Origin of the sequence: uncultured Fibrobacter sp. (genome assembly GCF_900316465.1) — a bacterium.
In the GTDB taxonomy this organism is placed as follows: Bacteria; Fibrobacterota; Fibrobacteria; order Fibrobacterales; family Fibrobacteraceae; genus Fibrobacter.
In genome coordinates this window covers 59,817-84,970 of record NZ_ONDD01000005.1, presented here as the reverse complement: position 1 = coordinate 84,970, position 25,154 = coordinate 59,817, and the positions used below count along the sequence as shown (strand labels likewise).

General features: G+C 51.3%; 23 protein-coding genes and 1 tRNA gene. 6 read left to right on the top strand and 18 right to left on the bottom strand.

Annotation, left to right across the window (positions count from 1 at the left end; translation table 11 throughout):
• Positions 1-80: 80 nt before the first annotated feature.
• Positions 81-1,241, bottom strand: coding sequence for a GGDEF domain-containing protein (locus QZN53_RS03240; RefSeq protein ID WP_163437476.1), 1,161 nt, complete (start codon positions 1,239-1,241; stop codon positions 81-83).
• A 71-nt stretch (positions 1,242-1,312) separates the two neighbouring features.
• On the opposite strand from QZN53_RS03240, the gene glmM reads away from it, so the two are divergent.
• Positions 1,313-2,653: a phosphoglucosamine mutase gene (gene glmM / locus QZN53_RS03235; RefSeq protein ID WP_163437474.1), complete on the top strand. Its 1,341-nt coding sequence runs from the start codon at positions 1,313-1,315 to the stop codon at positions 2,651-2,653.
• Positions 2,654-2,731: 78 nt separating this feature from the next.
• Here glmM and QZN53_RS03230 read toward each other — a convergent pair whose 3' ends face one another.
• From QZN53_RS03230 to QZN53_RS03220, 3 genes are all read right to left on the bottom strand, one after another.
• Positions 2,732-4,249, bottom strand: a complete 1,518-nt coding sequence (locus QZN53_RS03230) for a T9SS type A sorting domain-containing protein (protein ID WP_294651589.1) — start codon at positions 4,247-4,249, stop codon at positions 2,732-2,734.
• A gap of 179 nt (positions 4,250-4,428) precedes the next feature.
• The gene (locus tag QZN53_RS03225; RefSeq protein WP_163437471.1) at positions 4,429-5,928 is read right to left on the bottom strand and encodes a T9SS type A sorting domain-containing protein; all 1,500 of its coding nucleotides are present in this window, start codon (positions 5,926-5,928) and stop codon (positions 4,429-4,431) included.
• Between the two features lie 244 nt (positions 5,929-6,172).
• Complete coding sequence (locus tag QZN53_RS03220) at positions 6,173-6,544, bottom strand: Hsp20/alpha crystallin family protein (protein ID WP_072801051.1); 372 nt, start codon at positions 6,542-6,544, stop codon at positions 6,173-6,175.
• Between the two features lie 263 nt (positions 6,545-6,807).
• Here QZN53_RS03220 and QZN53_RS03215 point away from each other — a divergent pair, with 263 nt between their 5' ends.
• Positions 6,808-8,529 carry an MATE family efflux transporter gene (locus QZN53_RS03215; RefSeq protein WP_163437469.1) on the top strand — a complete coding sequence of 574 codons (1,722 nt, stop codon included), beginning with the start codon at positions 6,808-6,810 and terminating at the stop codon, positions 8,527-8,529.
• Here the strand turns inward: QZN53_RS03215 and QZN53_RS03210 are convergent.
• The 13 genes from QZN53_RS03210 to QZN53_RS03150 form a co-directional block, all read right to left on the bottom strand.
• Positions 8,526-9,830, bottom strand: coding sequence for a TolC family protein (locus tag QZN53_RS03210; RefSeq protein WP_163437468.1), 1,305 nt, complete (start codon positions 9,828-9,830; stop codon positions 8,526-8,528). The genes QZN53_RS03215 and QZN53_RS03210 overlap by 4 nt on opposite strands.
• 114 nt (positions 9,831-9,944) lie before the next feature.
• Positions 9,945-10,019: transfer RNA gene (locus tag QZN53_RS03205), tRNA-Val, on the bottom strand.
• 46 nt (positions 10,020-10,065) lie between these two features.
• Positions 10,066-10,530, bottom strand: a complete 465-nt coding sequence (locus QZN53_RS03200) for a PTS sugar transporter subunit IIA (protein WP_163437467.1) — start codon at positions 10,528-10,530, stop codon at positions 10,066-10,068.
• Positions 10,531-10,629: 99 nt separating this feature from the next.
• Positions 10,630-11,394 carry a type I 3-dehydroquinate dehydratase gene (locus QZN53_RS03195; RefSeq protein WP_163437466.1) on the bottom strand — a complete coding sequence of 255 codons (765 nt, stop codon included), beginning with the start codon at positions 11,392-11,394 and terminating at the stop codon, positions 10,630-10,632.
• Positions 11,395-11,410: 16 nt separating this feature from the next.
• A complete protein-coding gene (gene pyrC, locus QZN53_RS03190) occupies positions 11,411-12,412 on the bottom strand; it encodes a dihydroorotase (RefSeq protein ID WP_163437465.1) in 1,002 nt (333 codons plus the stop codon).
• A 103-nt stretch (positions 12,413-12,515) separates the two neighbouring features.
• Positions 12,516-13,268 carry an ABC transporter ATP-binding protein gene (locus tag QZN53_RS03185; RefSeq protein ID WP_163437464.1) on the bottom strand — a complete coding sequence of 251 codons (753 nt, stop codon included), beginning with the start codon at positions 13,266-13,268 and terminating at the stop codon, positions 12,516-12,518.
• 62 nt (positions 13,269-13,330) lie between these two features.
• Positions 13,331-14,230, bottom strand: a complete 900-nt coding sequence (locus tag QZN53_RS03180) for an ABC transporter permease (RefSeq protein WP_163437463.1) — start codon at positions 14,228-14,230, stop codon at positions 13,331-13,333.
• Positions 14,211-14,894: a ribosome biogenesis GTP-binding protein YihA/YsxC gene (gene yihA, locus QZN53_RS03175; RefSeq protein WP_163437462.1), complete on the bottom strand. Its 684-nt coding sequence runs from the start codon at positions 14,892-14,894 to the stop codon at positions 14,211-14,213. Before yihA ends, QZN53_RS03180 begins: the two co-directional genes overlap by 20 nt.
• The gene (gene recR, locus QZN53_RS03170) at positions 14,891-15,487 is read right to left on the bottom strand and encodes a recombination mediator RecR (protein WP_072801045.1); all 597 of its coding nucleotides are present in this window, start codon (positions 15,485-15,487) and stop codon (positions 14,891-14,893) included. The genes yihA and recR overlap by 4 nt, the downstream gene beginning before the upstream one ends.
• The gene (locus QZN53_RS03165; RefSeq protein WP_163437460.1) at positions 15,477-16,712 is read right to left on the bottom strand and encodes an EAL domain-containing protein; all 1,236 of its coding nucleotides are present in this window, start codon (positions 16,710-16,712) and stop codon (positions 15,477-15,479) included. The genes recR and QZN53_RS03165 overlap by 11 nt, the downstream gene beginning before the upstream one ends.
• A 3-nt stretch (positions 16,713-16,715) precedes the next feature.
• Positions 16,716-17,555, bottom strand: coding sequence for an ATP phosphoribosyltransferase (gene hisG, locus QZN53_RS03160; RefSeq protein WP_163437458.1), 840 nt, complete (start codon positions 17,553-17,555; stop codon positions 16,716-16,718).
• Positions 17,552-17,812, bottom strand: coding sequence for a phosphoribosyl-ATP diphosphatase (hisE, locus tag QZN53_RS03155; protein WP_088628520.1), 261 nt, complete (start codon positions 17,810-17,812; stop codon positions 17,552-17,554). Before hisE ends, hisG begins: the two co-directional genes overlap by 4 nt.
• Positions 17,813-17,856: 44 nt before the next feature.
• Entirely contained in the window at positions 17,857-18,945 is a 1,089-nt protein-coding gene (locus QZN53_RS03150; RefSeq protein ID WP_163437456.1) for a GGDEF domain-containing protein, read from the bottom strand.
• A gap of 161 nt (positions 18,946-19,106) precedes the next feature.
• Here QZN53_RS03150 and QZN53_RS03145 point away from each other — a divergent pair, with 161 nt between their 5' ends.
• The 4 genes from QZN53_RS03145 (at position 19,107) to QZN53_RS03130 (ending at position 23,062) form a co-directional block, all read left to right on the top strand.
• Positions 19,107-19,616, top strand: a complete 510-nt coding sequence (locus tag QZN53_RS03145; protein WP_163437455.1) for a DivIVA domain-containing protein — start codon at positions 19,107-19,109, stop codon at positions 19,614-19,616.
• Positions 19,617-19,622: 6 nt separating this feature from the next.
• Positions 19,623-19,844, top strand: a complete 222-nt coding sequence (locus QZN53_RS03140) for a DUF167 domain-containing protein (RefSeq protein ID WP_073055335.1) — start codon at positions 19,623-19,625, stop codon at positions 19,842-19,844.
• A 61-nt stretch (positions 19,845-19,905) separates the two neighbouring features.
• A complete protein-coding gene (locus QZN53_RS03135) occupies positions 19,906-22,158 on the top strand; it encodes an HD-GYP domain-containing protein (RefSeq protein WP_294651621.1) in 2,253 nt (750 codons plus the stop codon).
• A 13-nt stretch (positions 22,159-22,171) separates the two neighbouring features.
• On the top strand, positions 22,172-23,062 hold the full coding sequence (locus QZN53_RS03130) for a flavodoxin (RefSeq protein ID WP_163437453.1): 891 nt from the start codon (positions 22,172-22,174) through the stop codon (positions 23,060-23,062).
• Positions 23,063-23,284: 222 nt separating this feature from the next.
• Here the strand turns inward: QZN53_RS03130 and QZN53_RS03125 are convergent, their stop codons facing one another.
• The gene (locus QZN53_RS03125; protein WP_163437452.1) at positions 23,285-25,108 is read right to left on the bottom strand and encodes a glycoside hydrolase family 44 protein; all 1,824 of its coding nucleotides are present in this window, start codon (positions 25,106-25,108) and stop codon (positions 23,285-23,287) included.
• Between the last annotated feature and the right edge of the window lie 46 nt (positions 25,109-25,154).

Below are 25,154 nucleotides of genomic sequence, written 5' to 3'. Positions count from 1 at the left end.
TAATATCTTTTTCGCAAAAAAGGTAATAAATATGTAAGAACCCGCGTTCTTGTGATACCGTGTAATACAAAGAGAGTTTTTTAGTGCTTTCTGCGGTCTAGAACCCTATGGGAGGCGTAAAAGGCCTTCTTGTTCTCGTACATGCGGGAGTCGATGGTATTGATGAAGCTATCGACGCTTTCTTCTTTGAGGTTTAGCTTGTGTGAACCGATAGATGCGGTTAGCTTGTAAGGCTTTTCGCTATCTTGGTTGTATTTCTCAAAAAGCTTCTGTATTCTGTCGATATAGGTCTGGGTCTCGGAGTCGTCTTGTGTATTGATGAGGACGATAAATTCGTCGCCTGCGTAGCGGATGACGATTCCGTGGCTGCCTACGGCCCTTTGTAGAATTCTTGTCGTGGCAATCAAGGCTTCGTCACCGACGGAGTGGCCCAGGTCGTCGTTGATTTTCTTGAAGCCGTTCAGGTCGAGCATGAGGCCCGTGATGCTTTGCTTGTTCGGGCGCTTTGCGAATTTATTGAGCTTGTAGTCCAGATAGGCCCGGTTGAAAATGCCTGTGAGCGCATCGCGGTAGATCATTTCGTTTTGCAGGCTTGCGAGAATTCCTGCAATCGAAATGGCGATGCTTGTTGGAACGACGGAGATGCCGTAAAAGAGGGATTGGATGACTCCGCCTAAAAGGATGGGAACGATGTACACCCAAATGGGGAAAAACTTGAGGATGCCGCCGTTTCTCTTGCTCTTGTAGTAAGTGATAAGGCTGTTGATGACAAGAAGGTAATCGATGATCAAGAAGAAGAAATAAAACTTTTCGCGGGAGTAAAGATTGTCTGCGTCGATCGAGAAGACAATGGGATGGAAGAAGTTGATGACAAGAAGAAGCAAACCGATGGATACGGTCACGTTCAGCATGCGGCGGTTCTTTCTGGACATGCTGCCGTTCAGGTAGTAGGCGAGGAACCGGTTCCAGCAAAACACGGAAAGCATGTTGGCTGCAAAGAGCCAGGTGCTGGTGGCGTAGACGGCGATTTTCGGGAGGAGCCCCGGCAGGCCTTTCATGGTGTAAGAGATCGGGTCGGCAACGCAACTGAGCAAGGTGAGGAACATCATGGCCAGTAGATTCATGTTGGCATGAGTCTTACTTTGCAGACGCCAGAGATTGCAGACGATCATGACGGCTAGCAAGATAATGCCGATGATGTTTGCAACGTAGATGCTCTCTAGATTGAATAAAGGATTCATTGTATTAAACCCGATAGCTCTTTAATTATAGATAATATTTTTGTATCTTTTTGGTAAAATTGGAGTAACTCATGTCTAAATTAATGCGTTCTATTTCGGGTATCCGCGGAATCGTGGGTGATACCCTTACCCCTCAAGTTCTTAAGAGCCATGTGAGTGCCTTTTTGCAGATTACCAAGGCCAAGCGTGTGGTGATCGGCCGCGATAGCCGCCCGACGGGCGACGCCATTAGCCAGTTTGTCGCAGGTATCTGTCGTCTGTCGGGTGTAGATGTTGTAGAAGTCGGTCTTTCGACGACTCCTTCCGTTGAAATCCTCACGACCGAACTGAAGGCCGATGCGGGTATTATCATTACTGCAAGCCACAATCCGCTGGAATGGAACGCCCTCAAGTTCTTGAACAACAAGGGCCTGTTCCTGGGTCCCGATGACGTGAAGAAGTTGTTCGAATTGGCCGATGCCGATAACTTCCAGTATCCGGATTACCGCGGCATGGGCAAGTATGAATTCATGAAGGATGCCGACGGCGTGCATGTCGACGGAACCTTGAAGATTCCGTTTGTAGATGTGGAAGCCATTAAGGCCAAGCACTTTAAGGTGGCTGTGGATGCCGTGAACGGTGCGGGCAGCTACATTGTGCCGCGCCTGTTGGAACAGCTCGGTTGCGAAGTGGTGCGCGTGCACTGCGAACCCGATGGCACGTTCCCGCGTGGTGCTGAACCGATTCCCGAGAACTTGGGCGACTTGCGCAAGGCTGTAAAGGATAACGGTTGCGCCGTGGGCTTTGCCGTGGACCCCGATGCTGACCGTTGCGCTCTTGTCGATGGCCTTGGCCAGAGCATTGGCGAAGAATACACGCTCGCTATTGCAACTGAAGAAGTGCTTAGCCAGAAGAAGGGTAGTGTATGCGTTAATTTGTCTACAAGTCGCATGAACGAAGACGTTGCCGAAAAGTATGGCTGCGAATTCAGCCGCGCCAAGGTCGGCGAAATCAACGTGAGTCTGCAGATGATTGAAAAGGGCTGCGTCATTGGTGGTGAAGGTAACGGTGGTGTGATTCTGCCGGCACTCCACTACGGCCGCGATAGCTTGGTGGCTGCAGCACTCGTGCTTAGCTGGATGGCACATCATAACGGCGGCCCGGAAAAGTTCGTTGCCGAAAATCCGTCTTACGCCATGCCCAAGAAAAAGTTTGAACTTGGCGACAAGAAGGTCGCAGACATCTTGCCGAAGGTCAAGGCAGAATTTGCTGGCTGGACCATGGATGAACGCGATGGCCTGTGGCTTGGCAAGGAAAAGTCCTGGGTGCATGTGCGCGCCAGCAACACGGAGCCTGTGATCCGCGTGATCGCCGAAGCTCCGACTGCGGCTGAAGCCGAAGACCTCTGCAGCAGAGTAGAAAAACTGATTTAAGTTTTTTTCTGTGAGTATTAAAACAAGAACCCGCCAATTTCGGCGGGTTCTTGTTTTAGGAGGTGTATATAGGAAATTCTAGAACTGTTCGAAAAACTTGTGGACTTCTTCGGGAACCCAGGTGCTTTCCCAGTTCCAACCCACGCCCATATTACCGGTATCGTGAGCGGTCCACTGGTGGTCACCCGGCCAGCTGCACCACTTGACGGGGAAACGTTCGTCGACGGTCGTAAAGTCGTAGCACACGTGGCCGGTGTTGCCGCTCACTTCCTTGGGCTTTTCGGAACTTGCGTCAGTGAAGTCGCCATTCGCGTCTGCCTTGCCGTTACGCTTTAGGATGCGCGGGAGGGCGCTGTTCTTCGCGCGGTTATAATCGCAGCGACCATCGTTCACGCCGTGGACGTTCATCCAGGCAATCGGCAGGTTCTTCATGTTGTTGCCTTCGGGGAGCCAGATGTTGTAATCGGCTACGGCGTAAGTGGCGGCTGCACGCACGCGGCTCTGCATGTCCTGCATAAGCGAATAGCTGAACATGGCGCCGAAACTGAATCCCGTAATGAACACGCGGCTAGTATCAATGCAGTAGTTATCGTTCAAAGTGGTGAGCGTCTGGGCAAAGAAATCGTGGTCACCCTGGCCCTTGGTCCAGACACCGCCAATGGCGTCGAGCGAAACGAAAATGTAGTCGCCGTTCTTGTCGAGCACCTGCTGGCCATAGTACGGTGTCGGATGGTCGTAGTCTGCTTTGTGATGCACAAAGTCTTCGCCGCGGCTGCCGTAGCAGTGGAGTGCAAAGAGAACCTTGTGCGGTTTTGTATTGTCGTAATTCTTGGGGAGTGTGATAAAGTAGTCGCGGGTATCGCTACCGACCCGAATCTGGAACTGGTCGCCGTTTTCGACGCTCTTGACCTTTTGCAACTTGGAGTTGCTGCCGCAGCCCTTACTCGGGGTCGGCGCGTTGCCGAGTGCGTAACCGAACTTGAATGTTTCTTCAGTCGACGCTTCTTCCATCTTGATCGAGACGGTGGTGTCGAGATTCGGGAGGTAAACCTTTACGGTATCGTAGCCTTCGAAAGCTACGCTCAAAGTGTCCTTATCGACGCCGTCAGTTTTCATGAGGGCGTTTCTGTTTTGCTTGAAAGAACCCGAATAATTGCCCGTGGCGTTAAAGCGGATGGTTTCTTGGGCAGAGCCGAGTTTGACGCGGGCGAGGTAGGTGCCTTGAGATTCAATGACGGAATTCAGGTCCATGGATCCGGAACCCTGCAAGGTCTGTGCGAATACCTGGTTTCCGACCAAGTCAAAAACCTTGACCTGTACCGGGGAGTTCCCGTTTTGAGAGAAATTCAGGATGCCGTTGGTAAGGCTAAAGCTACCGGCGCTACGAACCGCGTTCAAATGGGCCGATTCTTCCTTGAAGGTGAATTTGCCTTGTTCGTCGGTGGTGGTGGCCTTGTTCTTCTTGACGAGCTTTACGTCGGCCCCTTGAATGGCCTTGCCGTCTTTAGTGGTAACAGTGCCGTTTAAAGTGTATGCAGAAGCATAGCCGCATAATGCAAAAAGACAAGCGGCAGTTAAAAGATTAGGTGTTTTCATCATGACTCCTTTTTCACCAGACCTTCTTATAAATTAATCTGAAAAAGGGTGAATGTTACATAGAAATGTACCGTGCTTATGGACGATTTATCTACAAAATGTTTTTTACCGAAAACTACAACAAAAGGGCGTACCGTTGATGGTACGCCCTTGAGGTTGGAGTGTGTGTGTAGGAAATTTTAGAACTGTTCGAAGAACTTGTGGACTTCTTCGGGCACCCAGGTGTTCTGCCAGTTGCCGTTGTCGTAGGCGGTCCACTGGTGCTGACCATTCCAGCTGCAGAACTTGACCGGGAAGCGTTCGTCGACGGTTGTGAAATCATAGCAGAGGTGTCCGCTGCCACCGACTTCCTTCGGCTTTTCAGCGCTGGCATCGGTGAAGTTGCCATCTGCATCGGCCTTACCGTTGTTCTTGAGGATGCGCTTGAGAGCACTGTCACGAGCGCGGTTGTACTGGCAGGTGCCGTCATTCTTGCCGTGGACTGCCATCCAGGCGATGGGCAAGCCCTTGTTCTTCGGCAAGTAGATGTTGTAGTCGGCGGTTGCATAGACAGCGACTGCGCGCAGGCGGTCTTGCATGTCCTGGGCCATGGAGTTCGTGACCATGGCGCCGAAGCTGAAGCCCGTCATGAACACGCGGCTGGTGTCAATGCAGTAGTTTTCTTCGAGAGTCGTAAGCAACTGGTCGATGAACTTGTGGTCCTTGTCGCTAGATACGCTCCACGGCATACCGTCGGTATCGCCACGCGGAGAAACGAAGATGTAGTTGCCTTCGGTATCCAGTTTCTGCTGGCCGTAGTACGGAGACGGATGGTCCTGGTCCGCATAGTGGTGGACGAAGTCTTCGGCGTTAGAGCCCATGCAGTGCATGGCAAAGAGCAACTTGTAAGGTTTCTTGTTGTCGTAGTTCTTCGGTAGCGTGATGAAGTATTCGCGGTTGTCGCTGCCGACTCTCATTTCGAAACGGTCGCCGTTTTCGACACTCTTGGTCTTTTGCAGCTTGGAAGTCGTGCCGCAGCCCTTACTCGGGGTCGGGGTGTTCTTCATTGCGTAACCGAACTTGAATGTCGGTTCAGAAGAGACTTCATTAAGCTTGATGCTCACGGTCGTATCGAGGTTCGGGAGGAATGACTTCAGGGTGTCATAGCCTTCGAAAGCGACCATCAAGGTGTCTTGATCGTTGGAAAGTCTTGCGAGAGCCTGGTGCTTCTGCATTGCAGAACCCGAGAAGCTACCCGAAGCGTTGAAGCGGATCGTTTCTTGTGCAGAACCGAGCTTGACGCGGGCGAGATAGGTGCCCTGGGCTTCAATGACGGAATTCAGGTCCACGGAACCGGAACCCTGGAAGGTCTGTGCGAAGACCTGGTTGCCGACCATGTCAAAAATCTTGACCTGAACCGGATTGCTGCCGTTCTGGGTGAAGTTCAAGACGCCATTGGTGACGCTGAATCCGCCGGCGCTGCGAGCCTGGGCAAGACCGATTGTCTGTTCCTGGAAGGTGAATTTACCTTGTTCGTCGGTCTTGGTGGACTTGTTTCTCTTGATGAGCTTTACGTCCGCTCCCTGGATTGCCTTGCCGTCTTTACCGGTGACAGTTCCGTTCAATGTATATGCAGATGCGGTGCCGCACAATGCGGCAACAAGTGCTGTCGATAACAGCGTTGAGAAATGCTTTCCCATACTTACTCCTTTTTGGGCCCAAAACACTCTTTAGCCCTCTACCCCAAAAATATATTCCTTGGGGTGATTTGTTCCGGAAAAATTACTGGGGCTCGTTGACAAACTGTCCATAACTAAAAATTTACACAAAAAGACCCCTTTCGGGGCCTTTTTGGGGAAGGAGCATGATGAAAAAGAGAAATTTTTACACGATTTTTGCCCTTTTTAGGGGGCAAAATCGCGTATTTTTGAGGGATTTTTAGGCTTAGTCAATCGTCAATTTACGGGCGGCTGCGGTCTGCTTTTTTGACAAGGCGAACGACAAGACGCCGTTTTCAAGGGATACCTTGATGTTTTCGGTGTCGATATCGTCGGCCAGGCGGAAGCTGCGCTCGTAAGTGAACTTGCTTTCCTTGCGGTTACGCGTTGCCTTGACGGTGATGATGTTCTTTTCGACCTGGATGTCCAAGTCTTCCTTTTTAACGCCCGGGAGTTCCACTTCAAGCATGAAGCCGTTGTCGACTTCATAGTAGTCGGCCTTGGGCGTGTAGCTGCATTCGTTCTGGGCGTTGCAGGCGTTCAAGTTGTCAAGGAAGTTCTGGATACCGTAGAAAGTGCTCGGAATAAACTGTGTCATAATTTTAACCTCTTTGGATGTGGGTCCAATCTTTGGCGGTTTGCCTCGGCTTGGCACCCTTTTTTTGTTTACACCCACCTAATAGCAAAAGGCGTGCCAATTTCGCAGATGTTTTTGCTGTGGAGGTGGAAAGTGCCTTATTGGGTACGAAAAGGAGAGCCCGGCATGACATTGGGTGCAAAAAGAAACGCCCGTTGTTTCAAGGGCGCAACATCGCGTGTTTATTTTTGGAATTTGCCCATTTTTTTTTAAATTAGGGATGGATGCTTATCAAAAAGACATTCTCCGGGCAGCGGTTTCGCGCCATGCTCCTGACGGCATCGATTTCGGTATGTGCCGAAATCGCGAACGTTTTTATTGATAAAATTATAGCGGCCCAGTTTCTTGGTGAAAAGGCGCTTGCCTCCATTTCGTTTTTTTCGCCCCTGTTTTCGTTTATCTTTTTCTTGAATGCGCTTGTGGCCGTGGGGAGCCTCGCTTGCTATTCTATAGAACTTGGCCGTATGGACCGGGATCGCGCAAACAGGTTCTTTGGACAGAGCGTTCTGTTGGCGTTTGCGGTCGGAATATTGATGGTGGTTCTCTTTACTTTTGGAAAGGGATTCATGTTCCATTTTATGCACGTGGATCCGGAACTGCTGCAGTATGTCGACGAATTTTATGTCTGGTTCCTAGGAATCGCATTTTTCATGCCGCTCTGCAACGTTTTGCAAGAGATGATTTTTGCCGATGGCGATACCAGAATTTGCAATGCATCGTATGCCGTGCTTCTTGTAGGAAACGTAGTGCTTTCTTGCTTGTTCTGCACACGCATGGGCATGTCGGGAATTGCGCTTGGTACCTTGCTTTCGATTGTGCTCAGTATCGCGGTACTTTGCCTGCATTTTTTCAGGAAGAACAACAGCCTTCGCTTTGTATGGCATTTCAAGATTGCTGACGTGGGACGCACATTCCGCTTAAGCATGGCGGAGGCCTGCGAGTATCTTTATTTTTCTTTGTTGACCGCCTTGTTGAACTTCTACTTTGTGGAACACTTCGCTGTAGAAAAGTTGACTGTACTTTCTATTGTGTACGAAATCGTTGAGGTGAGTGTCATATTCAACGGAATCTGGCTTGCGGCAGAACCGCTCATCAATATATACCGCGGCGAACGGAACGGCAAGGGCATTTTGCAGACCATGAAGTTTGTCAATTGGGCGCTTCTCAAGGAAGGAGTGTTCTTTACGGCGTTCCTGGTGATTTTTGCACCTGCCATGGCGCAGCTGTTCGGCATTCATTCTGAGACGCTTGCCGATGAAACCGTGTTTGCAATTCGCGCTTGTGCGGTGGGGCTTTTCCCGCTCGCCTTGGTCAAGACTTACGCCAGTTATCATGTGCATGAACAGCCGCTGCTTTCGTTCCTCTTTATTTCTTTGGTGATGTTCATTTGCCCCTTCGCGGGTGTTCTCGGCATACATGCCTTCGTGGGCGAACAGGCCATGTGGAGCGCCTTCGGTGTCGCGCCCTATGTGGCGCTTGGCGCGAGTGTCGCCATCCATTTGCTGATTCATGGCAAGAGGCATTTTCCGCTTGAACTCGAGGAATTCTCGATCGAAAATTACTGGTTCATGCATGACATGGAACTTACGCCCAAGAACCTGATTCTTTACCGAAACAGTATCAGCAAGCTCTTGACTCACCGCGGCGTGAGCGGGGACATTAGAATCAAGGCCATGCTGATTCTAGAAGAATTGGGAATGGTGGTTTACGAACGGAACAAGGGCAAGAAGGTCTTTGTCGAAATCGACGTGAACTTGAAACCCGATAACTTGACGTTGGTCATTAAAGATGATGGCGTCTTGATGGACTTGACCGACTTTGAACAGCGCGTGACCGATTTGCGCATGTACTTTGTCAATATGTTCATGACGGTGCAAGAAGATAAATGCTATCTGCTGACTTCTAACTACAACCGTCACGTGTTCCGTTTTGACCGGAACAATTAATTATCCAGCTTGCCCTGATAAAGTTCCAGGAGCTTGCGCGAAAGCAGGCTCGTGTACTTGGCGTTGGTGAGCGTGATCTGGGCTTTTTCGAGATTGTTCTTCTGGGTCAAGAAATCCGTGTAGGTGAGGGCGCCTGCGTTGCGCTGTTCTTCGGCTACGGTGAGCGCTTCGGATTCGGCTTGCACCTGGAGGATTGCGGCCTTCCATTGCATGTCGGCGCTCATGGCGTTCAGGTAGAGCTTTTCGAGATTGTTTTCAAGAGTCTTCAAGTCTTCTTTGAGGCTGACCTGCGATTCGGTTTCGTTGACTTGGGCCTGCAAGACTTTGCTTGCGGTGGCGCCGCCATCGATAATCGGAATGTTGATGCCGAGCGTAATGGAATTCTGCCAGCCGTACTTGAGCTGGTCTTTGTAAGCCTTGGATTCCCAGGCCTGCAAGCCTGTACTGGAATTGGCGCCGAGGGTCACGGTAATGGAGTTGCCCTTTCCGGCGACTTGCGTGTTCTTTTGGGCGGCGCGTACGGACACGCTATCGGACTTGAGTCCAGGGTGTGCGTTTTGGGCGTCGGCCTTCAGTTGCTCGAATGTCGGGAGCGCTTCGAGAGAATCGGGGCTTTCGATATTTGATTCGGGAGCGGAAATCTGGAATTCCGTGTTGTCGTCAAGTTCCAGAAGTTGGCGCAGAGTCGTCTTTGCGGTGCTCACAGAGAGCTGGGCCGTGAGCTGCGAGGTCTGCTTTTGCAGTACGTTGGACTGCGACTGGGTCAAATCTTTCTTGGTAATGGAGCCTGCTTCGTAAAGCTTGCTGTAGTGCTCGAATTCGGCCTGGGCAAGTTCCACCGAGGCGTCTGCCGTGCGCAGGTTTTCGCTTGCGGCCAAGAGGCTCATGTAGGCGTTCAGCACGCTTTCTTGGACACTGCGTTCAGTCTGCTGGGTGGCAAGGACAGTCGCTTCTTTAGTGAGCGTCTTGGATTCTACGTTCAGGCTCGTGGCACCACCGTCCCACAGAGTATAGGAGCCGGAAATACCGAGGTTTAAGCGGTAGTGGTCTTCGTTATAAACGTAGGGGTGGTCGTAAAGCGTGTTCTGGATGCTTGCGCTTACGGTAGGACCGCCGCTAGACTTGGCCTGTTTAATGGAAATGTCGGCGGACTGCTCGCGGAGCTTTGCGGATTCAAGCTTTAAGCTAGATTTTTTGGCCTGCTTGAGGCAGTCTTCTAAGGTCCAGGTGCCTTCGGCAAAAACCGTCGTCAAGGCGGCCATAGCGAAGAATGCATTAATGAGGACTTTGGTGTTAATCATGCCTTTTAGATGCCTACAGGCTTTAAAAAGTTGCGTTGTGGAGACAAGATAACAAAATTACTTGCCCGAAGTGTATAAAACAAAAAAGACTTCCGGGGTAGGAAGCCTTTCTAGTGGACGGTACTGGATTTGAACCAGTGACCTCTGCCGTGTGAAAGCAGCGCTCTAAACCAACTGAGCTAACCGTCCAAGGTAGGCGCAATTATAGAAAACTTTTTCTGGCCTGTCAAGGGGATTAGAGGTATTTGTCCTCGGCAGCGCGGAGAATGGTCAGAAATTCGGCCGGATCCTTGGAGGCAATCAGGTCCTTGCGGACGCCGCCATCGGCCAAAAGACGGCTGACGGAGGAAAGAGCCTTGAGGTGCGGGCCCACGGTGTTGCCCGGGCTGACGATCAAAATGATCAGGTAAACCGGTTCGCCGTCGAACGAGGCGAAATCGAGGCCCCCTTCGATAGTGGCTGCGGCCATGCACATGCGGTCTACGCAGTCAATCTTGGCGTGCGGAACGGCAAGTCCACAACCGATACCGGTGGAACGGCTCTGTTCGCGAGTCCAGACGGCATCAAAGATTTCATTGCGGTGATCCAATTTGTAGGCACTGCAAAGCGTATCCACGAGTTCGTTCAGGATTTGTTCCTTGGACGTGCTCTTGGAGTTAATCAGAATGCAATTGTCGACAAACCTTTCGGAAAGGCGCATGGTTACTTCCTTTTATAATTTTCAATATGGATATTTAGCAAAAAAATGCGCCGTTTGGACAAAAATATGCCCTTTGAAACGAAAAAATATCAAAAATGACTAGAATTGCTCCAAAAAAGCCAAAATTTCCATCTGGGAGTGCAAATTTTCGGTTTGATCGAGGGCGCGGCGCATCACGGAGACTTCGATTTGGCCCGGAGCCTCGGAATGGCCGATAGAACCGTAGGTGAGGTTGGCGCCTTCGTTCAATGACCAAAGACGGCTGACCCGGCCTGTTTCGCCCATGCCGAAGGCGGCGAACAGTTGGAACTTCTTGCCGTATTTTTTTGCGAACTTATACAGGCGGTCGCAGTCACTGTCGGAATTGCTCATTGCGGCAATCTTTAGCCCTTGGGCGCCTACGCGCTTGATGTCTGCAGCAAAGGTTTCGAGTTCCATGTCGGTCGGAATACGCACGAAGTTGTGCTCCGAGATGAGCAGGCTGACACCTATGGGGTAGGCCATATCGTTTAAGGCCTTGAAATCGCTTAGGCAGTCGCGTTCGAGGTCGAGCCATTCGGGAACTTGCTTGCCCGAAAGGATGCGCTTCCAGAGTTCTAGGCGTTCTACGGCGCGGGCGTCGGGAAATTTGCCGCCGTCGCGCTGTAAGCGGATGGTGCCAATCTGGATTTTATTGTCGACGATGTGGCGGACTCTTTCGGAGAGCGTGGGCCATTCCGATTCGTCGAAGAAATCGTAGCGGATTTCAATCGCGTCGCAATTGTCGAGGTCGAGACGCACCGGGTGGAACAAGTCCTTTTCGGCGGCTTCGAGAACGTCTGGGCCTACAAGGCCAACAAGGTATTTGCGAGAATCGGAAGGCATGGCGCAAATATAAAAATTATACGAGCTTCCAGTCGAGTTCCTGCCCGGCGGCGAGAGGGACCACGCCGTTTACGATGGCGGGCACCGTCCACTTTTCGCGGACGACTTCGATCTGCTTGGTCGTGCGCGGAAGGCCGTAAAAGTCGGCGCCGTAGCCGGCAATGAAATTAGGGAGCTTGTCAAGGTGGCCAGCCCGTTCAAATTCTTGGACCAAGAGCGGGATGGCGACCGGGGCGCTGTAGACGCCTGCTGCGCCGCAGGGGCATTCCTTTTTGCCGAGCTGGTGCGGCGCAGAGTCCGTGCCGAGAAAGAACTTGGGGTTGCCGCTGAAGGCGGCTTCGCGAATGGCGGCACGGTCTTCCGGCCGCTTCGGGAGCGGCTTGCAGAAATGGTGCGGCCGTAAGGCGTCTCCCACGATGTCGTCAAGCGTCATCATCAAGTGGTGCACCGTGAAGGTGGCGGCCACGTTCGCGGGGAGTCGCTTGACTGCCTCGACCGACTTCGCCGAGCTCAAGTGTTCGAAGACGATTTTGAGCTTCGGGAATTTTTCGGCCAAGGTTTCGACGCGCTTGATAAAGGCGGGCTCGCGGTCCAGGCAGAATTCACCCGGTTCTTCGCCGTGCACGCACAGCACAAGGCCAAGATGCTCCATCATGGCGACCACCGGGAAAATGCCTTCGAAATCGCTGATGCCGTCGGCGCTGTTGGTGGTCACGCCGGCGGGGTAATACTTGCCCGCCACAACGCCGACCGCCATCATGTCCTTCAAATCTTGCTCGGTGTAATTCGGGTTCAGCTTGAATGTCATGAGCGGAACAAAATCCGGGCGCACGGCCTTTGCCGCTTCCAAGATCTGCGCCTTGTAATCGGCAATCGCCTTGGCAGATGTCATCGCGGGCACCGTGTTCGGCATAATGATGGCGCGGCCAAATTGTTGAACCAAGTCGCGCACATAACCGGGCATCAATTCGCCCTGGCGGAGGTGCGCATGAAAGTCGTCAGGTAAAGGAAGGAACATATTTTAAAAGCCTATGGGTTGTATATGTGCAATGTGTGATGCTTAATGTGGGATGTTCAATTTCTCATTACTCATTTCTAATCTCACATCTCACATCTTTTTGCTAGCCGCTATTTCTCAGGTCGCGGAACAGCTCTCTAGAAATTTCGCTATCGGTGTTGAGCCAGTAATCAAAGGGCTTGGGCTCCGTGAGTGTCTTGCGGTGCAAGAAACAAATGTTGCAGTCCAGTTCCTTCGAAATCATAAGGTCATGCGTCACGATAATGATTGTCGTTTTGAACAAGGTACGCATGTTGTCAATCAGCGGCAGCAAATTACGGCGGTTGTAGTTGTCAAGACCTGCTGTGGGTTCGTCCATCAGCAAAAGCTTCGGGTCCATAGCCCAGCTGCGCGCGATGGCCACACGCTTTTGCATGCCCATACTGAGCATGTGCGGGAACAAGTCGGCTTCTTCGCGTACACGCATCAAGTCCATGGCCATGTTGACCTTTTCTTCAATTTCTGCTGGGGTGCCCATTTTGTGGTAGCGGAGCGGCATGGCAATGTTGTCGCGTACGCGCAAATTTGAAATCAAGGCTCCGTTCTGGAACACCATGCCTACTTGGCGCTTCGCGACTTCCAGGGCGGTCAACTTTTCGGGCGGAAGGTATTCGCCGAAATAGTAGATGTTTCCGCGGGTAGGGCGTGTAAGTCCGGCAATGACTCTAAGAAGTGCGCTCTTTCCCTGACCTGAAGGTCCTCCAATGCAAATGGTTTCACCGCGCTTAACCTTAAGGTACACGTTCGAGAACAGTTCCTTTTGCGGGTCCATTTCGATGCCTCTGAAATACCCTAAAATTCTCGGCTTAGAGAACATTGCTCCTGCAAGGTCTCTATAGGCGAGATGGATATCATCTAGACTTAAGGCTTCGTCAAACATTAGATCAGCTGGTTAAGGTTGTTCATGTAGTCCACTAAGTAGAATATCGAAATAATCACATCAGCAACGACAATGTACAGGAAAGATTTGATCACGGAACGCGAAACAGCCTTGGGGACCTGGCGTACATCGCGGGGAATGTTCAAGGCTTGGTAGCAGGCGTTGGTGGTAATAATGGCGCCAAAGACAAGGGGCTTCAGAATAAGGAAGATAAAGTCTTCGAGCGTAATGGCTTTCAGGATTTCGTCACTCAGGTAAGACCAGGTCAGCTGAATGTTGGACATTTCGCTTTGCATGACGCCGCTCATACCGCTCATGAATATCGCGCACTTGGTAAGAATGAATCCGCCGCAAATGGCGCTTGCGCTAAAGAAGACATTCATGATAAGCATGGCGATGCAGCCGCCGATCAAACTCGGCATGACCAAGAAACGAATCGGGTTGACGCCCATGGTGGCAAGCGCGTCGACTTCGTAGTTGATGACCATACTCCCGATGTAGGCGGTTAGCGAAGAGCCGCTTCGACCTGCAATCAAGAATGCCGTGAGAATAGGGCCGAGTTCGCGGATGACGACCACCACAATCATGTTTCCTACAAAGTCGGCAAAGCCCATCTTGCTCATCATCGAAAGCACTTCGATAATGGTAACGGCACCAAATAAGGTTGCCACGACAAAAAGAATCGGGAAAATTTCGACTGCCGTAAAAAACGTCTGCATGATGATGTTACGGGAGTCGGCTTTTAAACTGCGGTTTTTAGAGAAGATACTAGAGACGGCTCTGCAGAACAAGGCAATCTGTTGTCCGAAAGGACGGCGCAACAAGAACAGACCCAGCAAATGAAATACCTTTGCGGGGAGTGTGAATCGTTGCCAGTTTCTAGGGCTCCGTACTCTCATTTTTCTGCTCGATCGCTTCCAAAATTTGGTGCCACAAGTCGCCGAGTCCGAATTTCTTTAAGGAACTCACGCTCAAGGGATTCTGGTCGAGCCCGAATTTTTCCTTGATGCTGCGGAGTCCTTTTGCAAGTTCCGACTGGTTCGCCTTGTCGCGTTTGCTTGCGACAATCAGCACGGGGCAACCGCTGGCTCGAATGGCTTCGACCGTCTCGATATCGATGGCGTGGCCTCCGTGACGCACGTCTACCAAGTATACGAGACCTTTCAGGTCTTTACACTTTTCCACATAATCGCGGATAAAGTCTGCCATTTGGTCGCGTTTGGCGTTGCTGACTTTTGCAAAGCCTACACCTGGTAAATCTACTAGAAAAAATCGTCCGTTGACTTTGAAAAAATTCAATTCGCGGGTTTTTCCGGGGGTTCTGCCCACTTTTACCAAGTCTTTTCTGCCCATCAGGGCATTCATGAGCGAAGATTTGCCCACATTGGAGCGTCCGAGGAAGGCAATTTGCGGCAAGCGTTCTTCGGGAAGGTGCTTGATGCTTGTTGACCCTTTGACAAATTCTGCAGAGACAATCTTGTAGTCGCCCACCATGACAGGGCCATGGTGAACCGTTTTAGGCGGTAAATTCGCCTTTGTCCCTTTCGGTGTTTTTTCGATCATAAGCTGACTCTCCCTTCGAATGCGCGGAGCATGGTGACTTCGTCAACAAATTCAAGGTCCGAACCCATGGGGATTCCGCGAGCCAGTCGCGTGCGCTTGACGTTTACGCCTGCCAGCATGTGGTCGAGCATGAGGGCTGTACTGTCGGCTTCGGGGCTAGAACCTAATGCAAATATAAGTTCTTCGATGCCTTCGTCCTTAATGCGCTTTACCAGTTCGGGCAGGTGCAGGTGTTCGGGACCAATGCCGTCCAAGGGTGAAATCACGCCGCCAAGGACAAAATAAGTGCCCTTGTAAATGCCCGAACGTTCAAAGGGAACAATGTCGGAGCTCTTTTCGACCACGCAAATGCACTTGGAGTCGGGCCTTGCCTTGCAAACGGGGCAAAGGTCCTCGTCGGTAAAGGCGTAGCAGCGCGGGCAGGGGTGAACGTTCTTTTTGGCGTTCAGCAAGTTTGCCGAGAAACGTTCTACATCACCTTCGTTTTTAGAAAGAATATGATACGCAAGTCTACGGGCAGTTTTCTGTCCGATTCCGGGGAGCGATGAAAATTCCCCGATTAACGCTTCAAGACTTTGCGGTTCAATGTTCATTGGCAAAACTATAGGATTCGTTGATGCAGAGTTTCAGTTGTGCGAAATGGAGGCCTTCTTCCTTGAGGCATGCCTGAATGGATTCGCGGTCGTCGAGTTCCACGGCGTCGGCCAGGCGGAGTAGTGTACCGAGGCGGCCCGTACGGTTGAGGAGGGCGTCCTGCATTTCGTCGTCGGCAGGGGCGTCCGGCAAGATGGTTTCGAGCGGGGCGCGCACCAAAGCGTCCATACGGCTGATGAGGCCCACCATGAATGCCTTTGCGCAGAAGTCGTCGTTGTTTTCGTCGATACAGCGGGCGAGGCTTTCCATGAACTTCGCGCGGTGGCTTGCGTTCTGGAACAAGGGCGATGCCTGCGGGCTCATGCCGAGTTCCGGGCGGGCGTAAAGCATGAGCATCAGCCATTCCTGAATGCGGCGCATGCCGACCCACACGATAGCGTCTTTGACGGAGTCGATACGGCTGTGCCTGGTCTCCGAGTCGGAGTTCACGAACCGGAGCAGGTTCTGGGCGATGTCTTCGTGCTTGGAAATGCTTTCAACCATGTCTTCGAGGCTGGGTCTCGACTTGATGCGGAGCAACAGCTGCAGAAGCGTTGCCGAGGTCGCGTCGATTTTACGGCCGGTCACCAGTTCGGGTTTTGCAAAGAAGAACCCTTGGAAGTAGTCGTAGCCCACTTCTTCGCAGCGCTTGAACGTGGCTTCGTCTTCCACCTTTTCGGCCAGGAGCTTGATGCCCATGGTCTTGAAGAAGATGGCGGCTGCGTTCATGGACTCTTGCGAGTTGTCGACCACGTCCATCTTGACGTAGCTGACGTAAGGGAATAGCGGCTTGAAGCGCGTGATGAATTCGTCGTTAAAGATGAAATCGTCGAGCGCCAGTTCGAATCCCAGTGCCCTGTAGCGCTGGACGGCCTTGACGATCGCCTCGTCGACTTCGACGTCTTCGAGAACCTCGAGTACGAAGTACTTGGGGTTCAAAAGCCCGAACAGGTTGTCGAGCAGCATGTTGCGGCTGCAGTTCACGAACGCCTTGTTGTTTCCGATCAGGCGTTCGATGCCGATATTGTTCAGCACGTTTTCAAGCACTTGCGCGGTGGCAAGTACGTCGCTTGCAATGATTGCGATGTCGCTTTCGGGCGAGTCGCGAAACAAGAGCTCATACGCGTAAATCTTACCCTCGCGGTCGAGGATAGGCTGGCGTGCTAAGTAAGCAAGTGTTTGCATGTCTTAAATACGGGCGCTCTTGATACCGAATAGCAGGATGCTGCGTGCACCGACGTCCCAAAGCTTGTCCATGATGGCGTTTGCTTCTTCTTGCGGGACCATGGCCTTCACGGCATACCATTCGCGGCCGTGCAGCTTGGTCACCGTCGGGGCGTCGAGGCCCGGAGTGAGTTCGCATGCCTTCTGGAGGATTTCAGCCGGGCAGTCGTACTCGATCATCATGTATGTCTGAGCGACAAGCTTGCCCTGGATGCGGCGGATCAGCGTGTTGACTTCTTCGAGTTCGGTCTTCTGCGGGTTGCAGAAGAGGGCGGCGTTGCTACGGAAGAGCGGTTCGCCCACAATGCGAAGTCCAGCCTGCTTGAGCGTTGTACCGGTTTCGACCACGTCGACAATGGCATCTGCCACGCCGAGGCTCACCGAGATTTCGACGGCGCCTTCGAGCACCACGAAGTTCATGTCCTTCTTGTAGTAGCCTTCGACAATGTGCGGGAAGCTGGTGGCGATCGTTGCGTTCTTGAGTTCGTCAAGAGACTGCACCGGGCTTTCGTTCGGGACTGCGGCGCACATCTTGGAGGCGCCATAGGGCAGGTCGAGAACCTTGACTGCCGGGCTCTTGGCTTCGGCGTTAAAGTCGATACCCGTGATGCCGGCGTCGATAATGCCGCGGCCCACGTACATCGGGATGTCGCTCGGGCGCAAGAAGAAGAATTCGATTCCGTTCTTGGTGTCGAGCTGGGTCAAAGTCTTGTAGGGCTTGGTGGCCTTGTAACCGCAAGCCTTCAAAAGTTCCTGGGTAGGCTCAAAGAGCATGCCCTTATTCGGGAGAGCTACCTTAATCATAGTTTAGCGTACACTTCTTCGAGGGTGAGACCTTTTTCGGCCATCATTACGGCCACATAGTAAAGCACCTGGGAAAGTTCGAGGCACTGGGCGTCGCGGCTTTCGAAGCGTGCTGCCATCCAGCTTTCGGCGGCTTCTTCAACAAGTTTCTTGCCGATGCCGTGCGGGCCTTTCTTGAACAGTTCCGTAGTGCCCTTACCTTCGGGCATATCCTTTTTGCGCTGGCAAGCCAGTGCGAACATCTCTTCAAATGTCATAATGGACCTCTTAAATTTTTTTCAGAGGTAAAGATAGAAAATCTCTAGTTTTCCACCATGTTGCGAATCTGGTTTTTGCCCTGATTCTTTGCCGAAACGACAAGCTCGTCTACCCGGAATAGCAACTGCTTGACATCGGATGCCGATTTTGAATTGCAGGGGAGGAGTCCGCCGCTAATTGTAAGCTGCAGTTCCGGATGTTCTTCGAAGCGAACCTGACGAACGGCCTTGCGTATGGATTCTACCTTGGCATAGGCTTCGACTTCGGAACCGGCGTTGATGAGGTAGATAAACTTTTCGCAGCCGAAACGGGTGACGATTTCGCCGGATGTTTCGTCTTCGCTCTTTTGAATGAGCTTGCCTATGGTGCAAATGGCGGTGTCACCAAAGGTGTGTCCGTACTTACTGTTAACTTGTTTGAAATTATCCAAGTCGAACATGGCGATAAAGTATTCGTTGCGGTGTTTCCAGACAGTTTCTTCGAGGAACTTGAGCAAGTACCTGCGGTTGTAAAGGCCGGTAAGGGAATCCCTGACCGACAGGTAGTCCAGCTGGGCGACAAGCTTTTCTCTTTTCTCGCGTTCCTGCACATACGATATCAGTGAGAACGAACCGACTGCAAAGAGTGTAATGCCCGTGAGAATGTGCGTTACCAGAATGTCGAGGTAGGCTCCGTCGCGGTCCAGTTCTACAAATACGACGTTTGGGTTTTTCCACGATATATAGATGGTTGCTGCTTGGACTATCAGTGAAATAAAAAAGGAGATTCTTTTGGCGGCTCCGCGAGTCGCAAAGGCAATCAGTGCAAGCGAGGTAATGCAGTAAAGCGGCATGCCGCTTGTGATACCGCCGCAGAACAAGAACAGCATGGGCATTAAAAAACAGCTGAGCGCGCAGCACATGACCAGGTAACACTGGTTATAGAGCGCTGTCTTTACGGCGACAAAGGCTATCACGAAACAAAGCACGGCACAGCCGAGACTGGCGAGGGACGCCGAGAAGTTCAGTCCCTCGTAAATGGTAAAGATGGCAGAGCAGGTTGCCACTACGGTAACAACCACCAAGATCGACCAGAACATTTTTCGTTCCAGTGTATCTTGCGCTCCCCAAAAGTCCTTTAGAAACTTGATCATAAACGCTATAATTCAAATATACTCCATTATGTGTAAATTAGTATACGTAAAACGGCATTTTATAGCTTATTTTTTAATGTCTTTGCCACCTCAGGCGGCAAGTTATTATATTTCAGTTGACGCCCAAAACGGCAAATACTCATTTTTTTGCAGGTTTTAGTATGGAACTTACACCACTGGATATCCGAAATCAGAGCTTCCACAAGAAGAATTTCAATGGAATCGATCCTGAAGAAGTCAAGGCATTTTTGGAAACAGCTGCCAACGCTTTCGAACAGATGTCCAGAGACAAGACTGACCTTACGGAACGTCTGAAGGTTGCCGAAGAGCGCGTGAATTACTACCGCCAGATTGAAAAGACGATTCAAGATGCCGTAGTCACCATGCAGAAGACGGTTGACGAAGTTAAGGCCACCGCCGAAAAGGAAGCCGAAATTATCGTTGCCGAAGCAAAGGCAAGAGCGGTCCGCGAGGTGGAGTCCACCAAGAAAGAGGCCGAAGAGCTCCGCATGGAAATCGAACAGCTCAAGCAGTTACGTACAAACTATTTCATCCGCTGCCGCGCCTTGATCAGAGGCCAGGAAGAACTTTTGACGGCCATGGAAAATGACCAGCGCATGCAGGAAGAGCTGAAGGCTCGCCCGGCTGCCCCGGGAAACGTGCTTGCTTAGTACTTTATGCGAATAAACATCAAGGTACATGCCCGGAGCAAACGCGAAAGCGTGACCGAGCTCCCGGACGGAAGCTACAAGGTCGAAGTCAAGGCTCCTCCGGTAGATGGAGCGGCGAACGAAGCCATCTGCGAACTCCTAGCCGAACATTTTCATGTGCATAAACGCGATGTTTCGGTGGTTTCAGGGGCCACAAACAACAAAAAAATAGTGGAAATTATAAAGTAGGACTCGTGAGAGTCCTTTTTTTATTTATTTTAAGAGTATTAAGAAGGATGTATTGGGTCAAATGAAAACGGCTCTCAAAAAGTTTTTTGATTTCGAAAACGGCTCTAGCTTAAAAAGCGTCTTGATGCTTATTGCAGCAGGCCTGTTGCTGAATATCATTCCTGCGAAAATAGCGATTGCTTTGCACTTGCCGCTTTTCTTGGATTGCTTGGGAACAATTTTAACCGCGATGCTAGGCGGCAACCTTCCTGCGGTTATAGTCGGTTTTACCTCGAATGCGATTAACGGTATTTCGGACCCCGTGACCATGTTCTACGGGGTGATCAGTATTTTTATTGCAGCCCTTGCAACATTCTTTTACCACCAGCGCTTTTTCAAGAACATTCCGCGCCTGTTTGTCGTGATCCTTTCGTTTGCCTTGATCGGCGGCGGAATCGGATCTGTATTTACCTATTTCCTGTACGGATTCAATTTTGGCGAAGGCATTTCGGCTCCGTTCTCGATTGCATTCCACGAAGTCCTTGGCTGGAGCAAATTTACTTCGCAGCTTTGGGCAGACATCGTTATCGACTTCTTTGACAAGGGTGTTGTCGTTGTTTTTGCGGTGTTCCTTTTCCGCTTTATTCCCCGCTTTATCAAGAACCACTTGAATAGGGTGTTCCTGCGCGTCAACAGCAACGATGTCATGAAAAAGATGGTCCGCACTTCCTTGCTGCGCAAGGTGGTTTACATGGTGATTGCGGCTGAAGTTCTTTTGGGCGGCCTCGCCTGTACGATTGGCTTTTTCTTGTACCGCGAAAACTCCGTCAATAGCTTTATCAGTATTGCACAAGGTGTGACCAAGGCGGCGTCGACCGTGATTAATCCTGAAAAGGTCGAGGATTACATCAACCGTGGCTACGAAGTGGATGACTACGGTTTTGTGCGGACGGTTCTTGGTTCTATTCGCGAAAGCTTCCCGCAGACCAAGTACCTGTACGTGTACCAGATTCGTCAGGACGGGTGCCATGTCGTGTTTGACTTGGATACCGATGGCGAACCGGGAGGTTCTCCGGGCGATGTTGTGGAATTCGATCCGAGTTTTGAACCGTATTTGTCGACTCTTTTGGCCGGCGGCGAGATTGAACCGATTATCTCGGATGACAAGTACGGATGGTTGTTGACCGTATATCGACCGATCCGCAATTCGTCGAATAAGACGGTTGCCTATATTGCGGCTGATATCTCGATGGAAAATATCATTCGCGACGAAGCGATCTTCTTTATCAAGATGCTTTCGCTGTTCTTCGGACTTTCAATTATCATCATGAGTATCGTGCTTGAACTCGTGAAGCGTGGCGTAGTGATTCCCATGAACCAGATGTCCTTGGCAGCCATGAAGATTGCTGCCAACACGACTCGTGCCAGCATGCTTGAAACCGAAAAGGTGGACCTCGAAAGCATTCGCGACAGCGTGGAACGCCTCGGAAAAATCGGGGTACGCACGAGAGACGAAATTGAGCACCTGTACGAATCCATCTACACGATGGCGAGCGACACTTACAACTTTATCCAGCGAGTGCAAGCGCAGAACGAACGAATTCAGCGCATGCAGGAAGTCATTATTATGGAATTCGCTGAAGTGGTTGAAGCGCGCGACAAGAGCACGGGTAACCATATTAAGAAGACGGCTGAATACGTGGAAGCGATTGCACGTCAGCTCAAGGCTGAAGGCAAGTTTGTCGATGTGCTCACGGATGCCTACATCGAAAAACTCAAGCGTGCCGCTCCGTTGCATGACATCGGTAAGATTGCCGTGTCTGACTTGATTCTGAATAAGCCGGGTAAGCTCACTGACGAAGAATTCACCATCATGAAGAGCCATACCACCGAAGGTTGGAAAATCTTGGTGAAGATGGTCGAAGATGCAGGCGATACCATTGATGCGGATTACTTGAACGAATCGATCGATATGGCGCATTACCACCATGAAAAGTGGGATGGCTCGGGTTACCCGACGCGCATCAAGGGCGAAGATATTCCGCTGTCAGCAAGAATCATGGCTGTGGCCGACGTGTTCGATGCTCTTGTGGCTGAACGCGTGTACAAGAAACCGTTCACTTATGAAAAGGCCATGCAGATTATTGTGGAAGGTGCGGGTAAACATTTTGACCCGGATATCGTGGAAACCTTCACGCATATTTCTGAAAGACTTTACGGCGCAAGAACTAAGCTGGCACCGCCGCCAGAAGAAAGCTCTAATGCGGATGCTGCTGCAACGAAAACGGCTGCAGAAGGCACAAACGGCGTTGCGCCGGAACAGGCTAAAAGCTAAATAGGAGAACACAATGTTCCATCATTTCAAATTGACTGTTGCTGCCATGTCTGTATTGGCGGCCTCGATGGTGTTTACTGCCTGCAACGAGAAGGAATCCAAACCGGAGCCCAAGGCGGAACCTGTCGAAGTGGTGGCGCCCGCTACCAAGTCGGTGGTGGTGTACTTTTCGCAGAATGGTGCGACTAAAAAGCTTGCCGAAATCTTCACGAAGGCAAAGAACGCCGATGCCGTGGAATTAAAGCTGGTGACTGCTTATCCTTCGACTTACGACAGCACCATTGCCGCGGTGAAGGCGCAGCGTGATAGCAAACAGTGGCCCGCCCTTGAAAATGCGAAGGTGGAATTGGACAAGTACGACACGGTTTACCTGGGCTACCCGATTATGTTTGGAACTTTTGCTCCGCCCATTTACACCTTCCTCGATTCTAACGACTTGGGCGGCAAGGTGGTGGTGCCGTTCTGCACATATGGCAGCGGTGGCCGCAAGGCATCTGCCGAAGAACTCAAGACGCTTGAACCGAATGCGAACGTGACGCTTGCCTATGGAATTTCGAATAAGCGTATTGCCGCTGAAAATGGTGCCGAAGTTGCTGCTAGCGAAGTCGAAGCCTTCTTTGGCAACTTGGAAGCCGGCAAGACCGAAGAAATGCTGATGGGTGGTTTCTCGGAACAGCGCCCGCTCAATGCTGAAGATTCTGCTGTGTTTACCGCAGCGACCAAGGATTATGCTTATCTCGGGCTCAAGCCACTCAGCGTATCGACGCAGGTGGTGGCCGGCATGAATTACCTTTTCGTTTGCGAAATGAAGGCCTTTGGCGGTCCCGCGGTTCAGACGAACGTGAAAATTTTCAAGCCGCTTCCGGATCGTGGCGAGCCTGAATTGATTGTTGTTGAAAAGTAATTCTCTCTTTAGATTTCTATAGATTCCTCGTCGCTTTGAATAAAGGCGGCGAGTCTTTCTATGGTGCGGTCAAAGTCGCTCTTGATGGAACATTCCCACACGGTGGCGACGCGATAACCCAAGAGCGAAAACTTCTGCTTGGTTTTCTTCGACCTGAATCTCTTCTTTGTTTTCCATATAAAACCCTTTAAGTTGTATGCACTTAAAGGGGATATATAAAAATTATCGCAGAATGTAGTAGCCGGGGTTTGTGCGGGTGTGGGTTACGTTACGTCCTTTTGTATCGAAGCGGCTTGTTGCCCCGTAATGCGTTGTGGGGCGAGCCTTCGCCTTGGGCTTGATGGCGTCAACGACGGTCGGGCTGTTGGAAGTGAGTAGCACTGCGGTGATTGACTTTGCGGGGAGCGTCATCTTGAAACTGTTAATGCTGTAGCCAGTCGCAGAGGTGGTTCCGCCCTGCGGATTTGCATCTACCACGTTTTCTTTCAACGCGTTGCTTGTGTGTGAAATGAATGTTTCGCCCTGGAGGTTCTGCAAGGTGAGTGTTTTGACTGTTCCGTCGGAGGCGAAGTCCGCAAGATCGAGGTTGATTTCTTGTGCGTCCTTTTCGGCGCGGTTCACGAAGATGACTGTGAGCGAATCGCCCTTGTTGCTGATGGAACTGTAGGCGGACACCAGCGAGTCATTGCTGGAGGTGGACTGCACGCGGTTCGGATGGCCGTAGCGGCTGAACAGGTGCACCGTTTCGTACATGCCGTCGCCCCATGTCCACGGGGTGAAAATCTCGACACCGTTGTCCTGCATGGTGCCGATGAACGAGGCGTAGGTGAGGGCTGTGACCATGGGGTCGTCTTCGTCGATGAGGCTTGTTTCGGTAATGCCGAGCGTGATGCCGTGATCCTTGCCGAAGTATTTGTCGAGCCAGTCGTTAATACGCTTGAAGATGTATTCCTTTTGGTTGTCGTTGTCCCAGCCGCCGTTTACCATCTTGATTCCGTTTGCGCCGGAGTAGTTGTAGGTGGTGTCGAACAGTACGCGGTGCCAGTTCATGCGCGATTCGTAATCCTTTTCGCTCGGGTACCAGTGAATATCTAGAACATCGAGCAGACGCACGCTCGATTTCTTTTGCTCTTCGGCGACCTTCATGATAAAGTATTCGAGCCAGCAGTAATTGCGATCGGGGCCTTTGGGACGGTCCTGTTCGTTATACGAGGCGACGGAACACCATTGCCATTCGTTTGCGGCAACGGGGCCGGTGAGCTTGATATCTTTCCATTGCGTGCGAGCTTTCTTGGCGACATCGATATAGTGTTCTACAAGAAAATCTCCGGTGACAGGTAGATCGAGGTCGGAATGCGTGCCGCGCCAGATTTCCATTTCGTTGTCCATGCTCCAGTATTTAAAGCGGCTCATGTCGAACTTGAGTTCGTCACGCCAGTACGGGATGATGGCGACGGTGGAGTCGGCGGGCCATTCCATATTGTAGAGTTTGTAGTCGCCAGCCTTTACGAGTGTCTTGCCGTCTTCATCTACTTCGCCGCCACCTGCAAGGTCGAGTGTCGAGGTCGCGTAGAATCCGTGCTCTTGTTTCCAGTTCCAGTCGCCAAAGTTGTAGTCGGTGGAGCTTGCGGCGAAACCGGTGAGCTGGAAGGCGTACATGGCGTCGATACCCGGCATTTTGTCAAGGACTTTTTGTGCGGTAATCGCCCAGTCGTGAGAGTAAACGTTGTTGTACCAGTCGGGGTGAACGGTCATTTTGTGACGCCAGTTGTAGCGCGTGGCGTTGTTGCCGTTGTTTGCACGCAGCATATGCACGCCCGCTTCGAGCATCTGGTTGATGAAAGCGGTTTCTTCTTCATTCACTTCGGGGTCGCCATCGCTGATTTTATCAATGTTGCGCCCGTACAGGTACTGTGAAATTTTCTTGATACCTTTTTGCGTGTCGACGGAAATGTTGATTGCTGCGGAGGACAATGTCGCTGCACTTGCGATGAGCACGGTGGCGAGACTTGCCTTCGTGGAGAACGCGGTCAGAATACTTTTCATAAAACACCCTTTTAAAAACAACCTGTTTTTAAAATAATCTCTTTTT

Coding starts and splice junctions, on each gene's coding strand:
- QZN53_RS03240 (WP_163437476.1), bottom strand. CDS start 1,241: ATGAATCCTTTATTCAATCTAGAGAGCATCTACGTTGCAAACATCATC.
- glmM (WP_163437474.1), top strand. CDS start 1,313: ATGTCTAAATTAATGCGTTCTATTTCGGGTATCCGCGGAATCGTGGGT.
- QZN53_RS03230 (WP_294651589.1), bottom strand. CDS start 4,249: ATGAAAACACCTAATCTTTTAACTGCCGCTTGTCTTTTTGCATTATGC.
- QZN53_RS03225 (WP_163437471.1), bottom strand. CDS start 5,928: ATGGGAAAGCATTTCTCAACGCTGTTATCGACAGCACTTGTTGCCGCA.
- QZN53_RS03220 (WP_072801051.1), bottom strand. CDS start 6,544: ATGACACAGTTTATTCCGAGCACTTTCTACGGTATCCAGAACTTCCTT.
- QZN53_RS03215 (WP_163437469.1), top strand. CDS start 6,808: ATGCTTATCAAAAAGACATTCTCCGGGCAGCGGTTTCGCGCCATGCTC.
- QZN53_RS03210 (WP_163437468.1), bottom strand. CDS start 9,830: ATGATTAACACCAAAGTCCTCATTAATGCATTCTTCGCTATGGCCGCC.
- QZN53_RS03200 (WP_163437467.1), bottom strand. CDS start 10,530: ATGCGCCTTTCCGAAAGGTTTGTCGACAATTGCATTCTGATTAACTCC.
- QZN53_RS03195 (WP_163437466.1), bottom strand. CDS start 11,394: ATGCCTTCCGATTCTCGCAAATACCTTGTTGGCCTTGTAGGCCCAGAC.
- pyrC (WP_163437465.1), bottom strand. CDS start 12,412: ATGTTCCTTCCTTTACCTGACGACTTTCATGCGCACCTCCGCCAGGGC.
- QZN53_RS03185 (WP_163437464.1), bottom strand. CDS start 13,268: ATGTTCTCTAAGCCGAGAATTTTAGGGTATTTCAGAGGCATCGAAATG.
- QZN53_RS03180 (WP_163437463.1), bottom strand. CDS start 14,230: ATGAGAGTACGGAGCCCTAGAAACTGGCAACGATTCACACTCCCCGCA.
- yihA (WP_163437462.1), bottom strand. CDS start 14,894: ATGATCGAAAAAACACCGAAAGGGACAAAGGCGAATTTACCGCCTAAA.
- recR (WP_072801045.1), bottom strand. CDS start 15,487: ATGAACATTGAACCGCAAAGTCTTGAAGCGTTAATCGGGGAATTTTCA.
- QZN53_RS03165 (WP_163437460.1), bottom strand. CDS start 16,712: ATGCAAACACTTGCTTACTTAGCACGCCAGCCTATCCTCGACCGCGAG.
- hisG (WP_163437458.1), bottom strand. CDS start 17,555: ATGATTAAGGTAGCTCTCCCGAATAAGGGCATGCTCTTTGAGCCTACC.
- hisE (WP_088628520.1), bottom strand. CDS start 17,812: ATGACATTTGAAGAGATGTTCGCACTGGCTTGCCAGCGCAAAAAGGAT.
- QZN53_RS03150 (WP_163437456.1), bottom strand. CDS start 18,945: ATGATCAAGTTTCTAAAGGACTTTTGGGGAGCGCAAGATACACTGGAA.
- QZN53_RS03145 (WP_163437455.1), top strand. CDS start 19,107: ATGGAACTTACACCACTGGATATCCGAAATCAGAGCTTCCACAAGAAG.
- QZN53_RS03140 (WP_073055335.1), top strand. CDS start 19,623: ATGCGAATAAACATCAAGGTACATGCCCGGAGCAAACGCGAAAGCGTG.
- QZN53_RS03135 (WP_294651621.1), top strand. CDS start 19,906: ATGAAAACGGCTCTCAAAAAGTTTTTTGATTTCGAAAACGGCTCTAGC.
- QZN53_RS03130 (WP_163437453.1), top strand. CDS start 22,172: ATGTTCCATCATTTCAAATTGACTGTTGCTGCCATGTCTGTATTGGCG.
- QZN53_RS03125 (WP_163437452.1), bottom strand. CDS start 25,108: ATGAAAAGTATTCTGACCGCGTTCTCCACGAAGGCAAGTCTCGCCACC.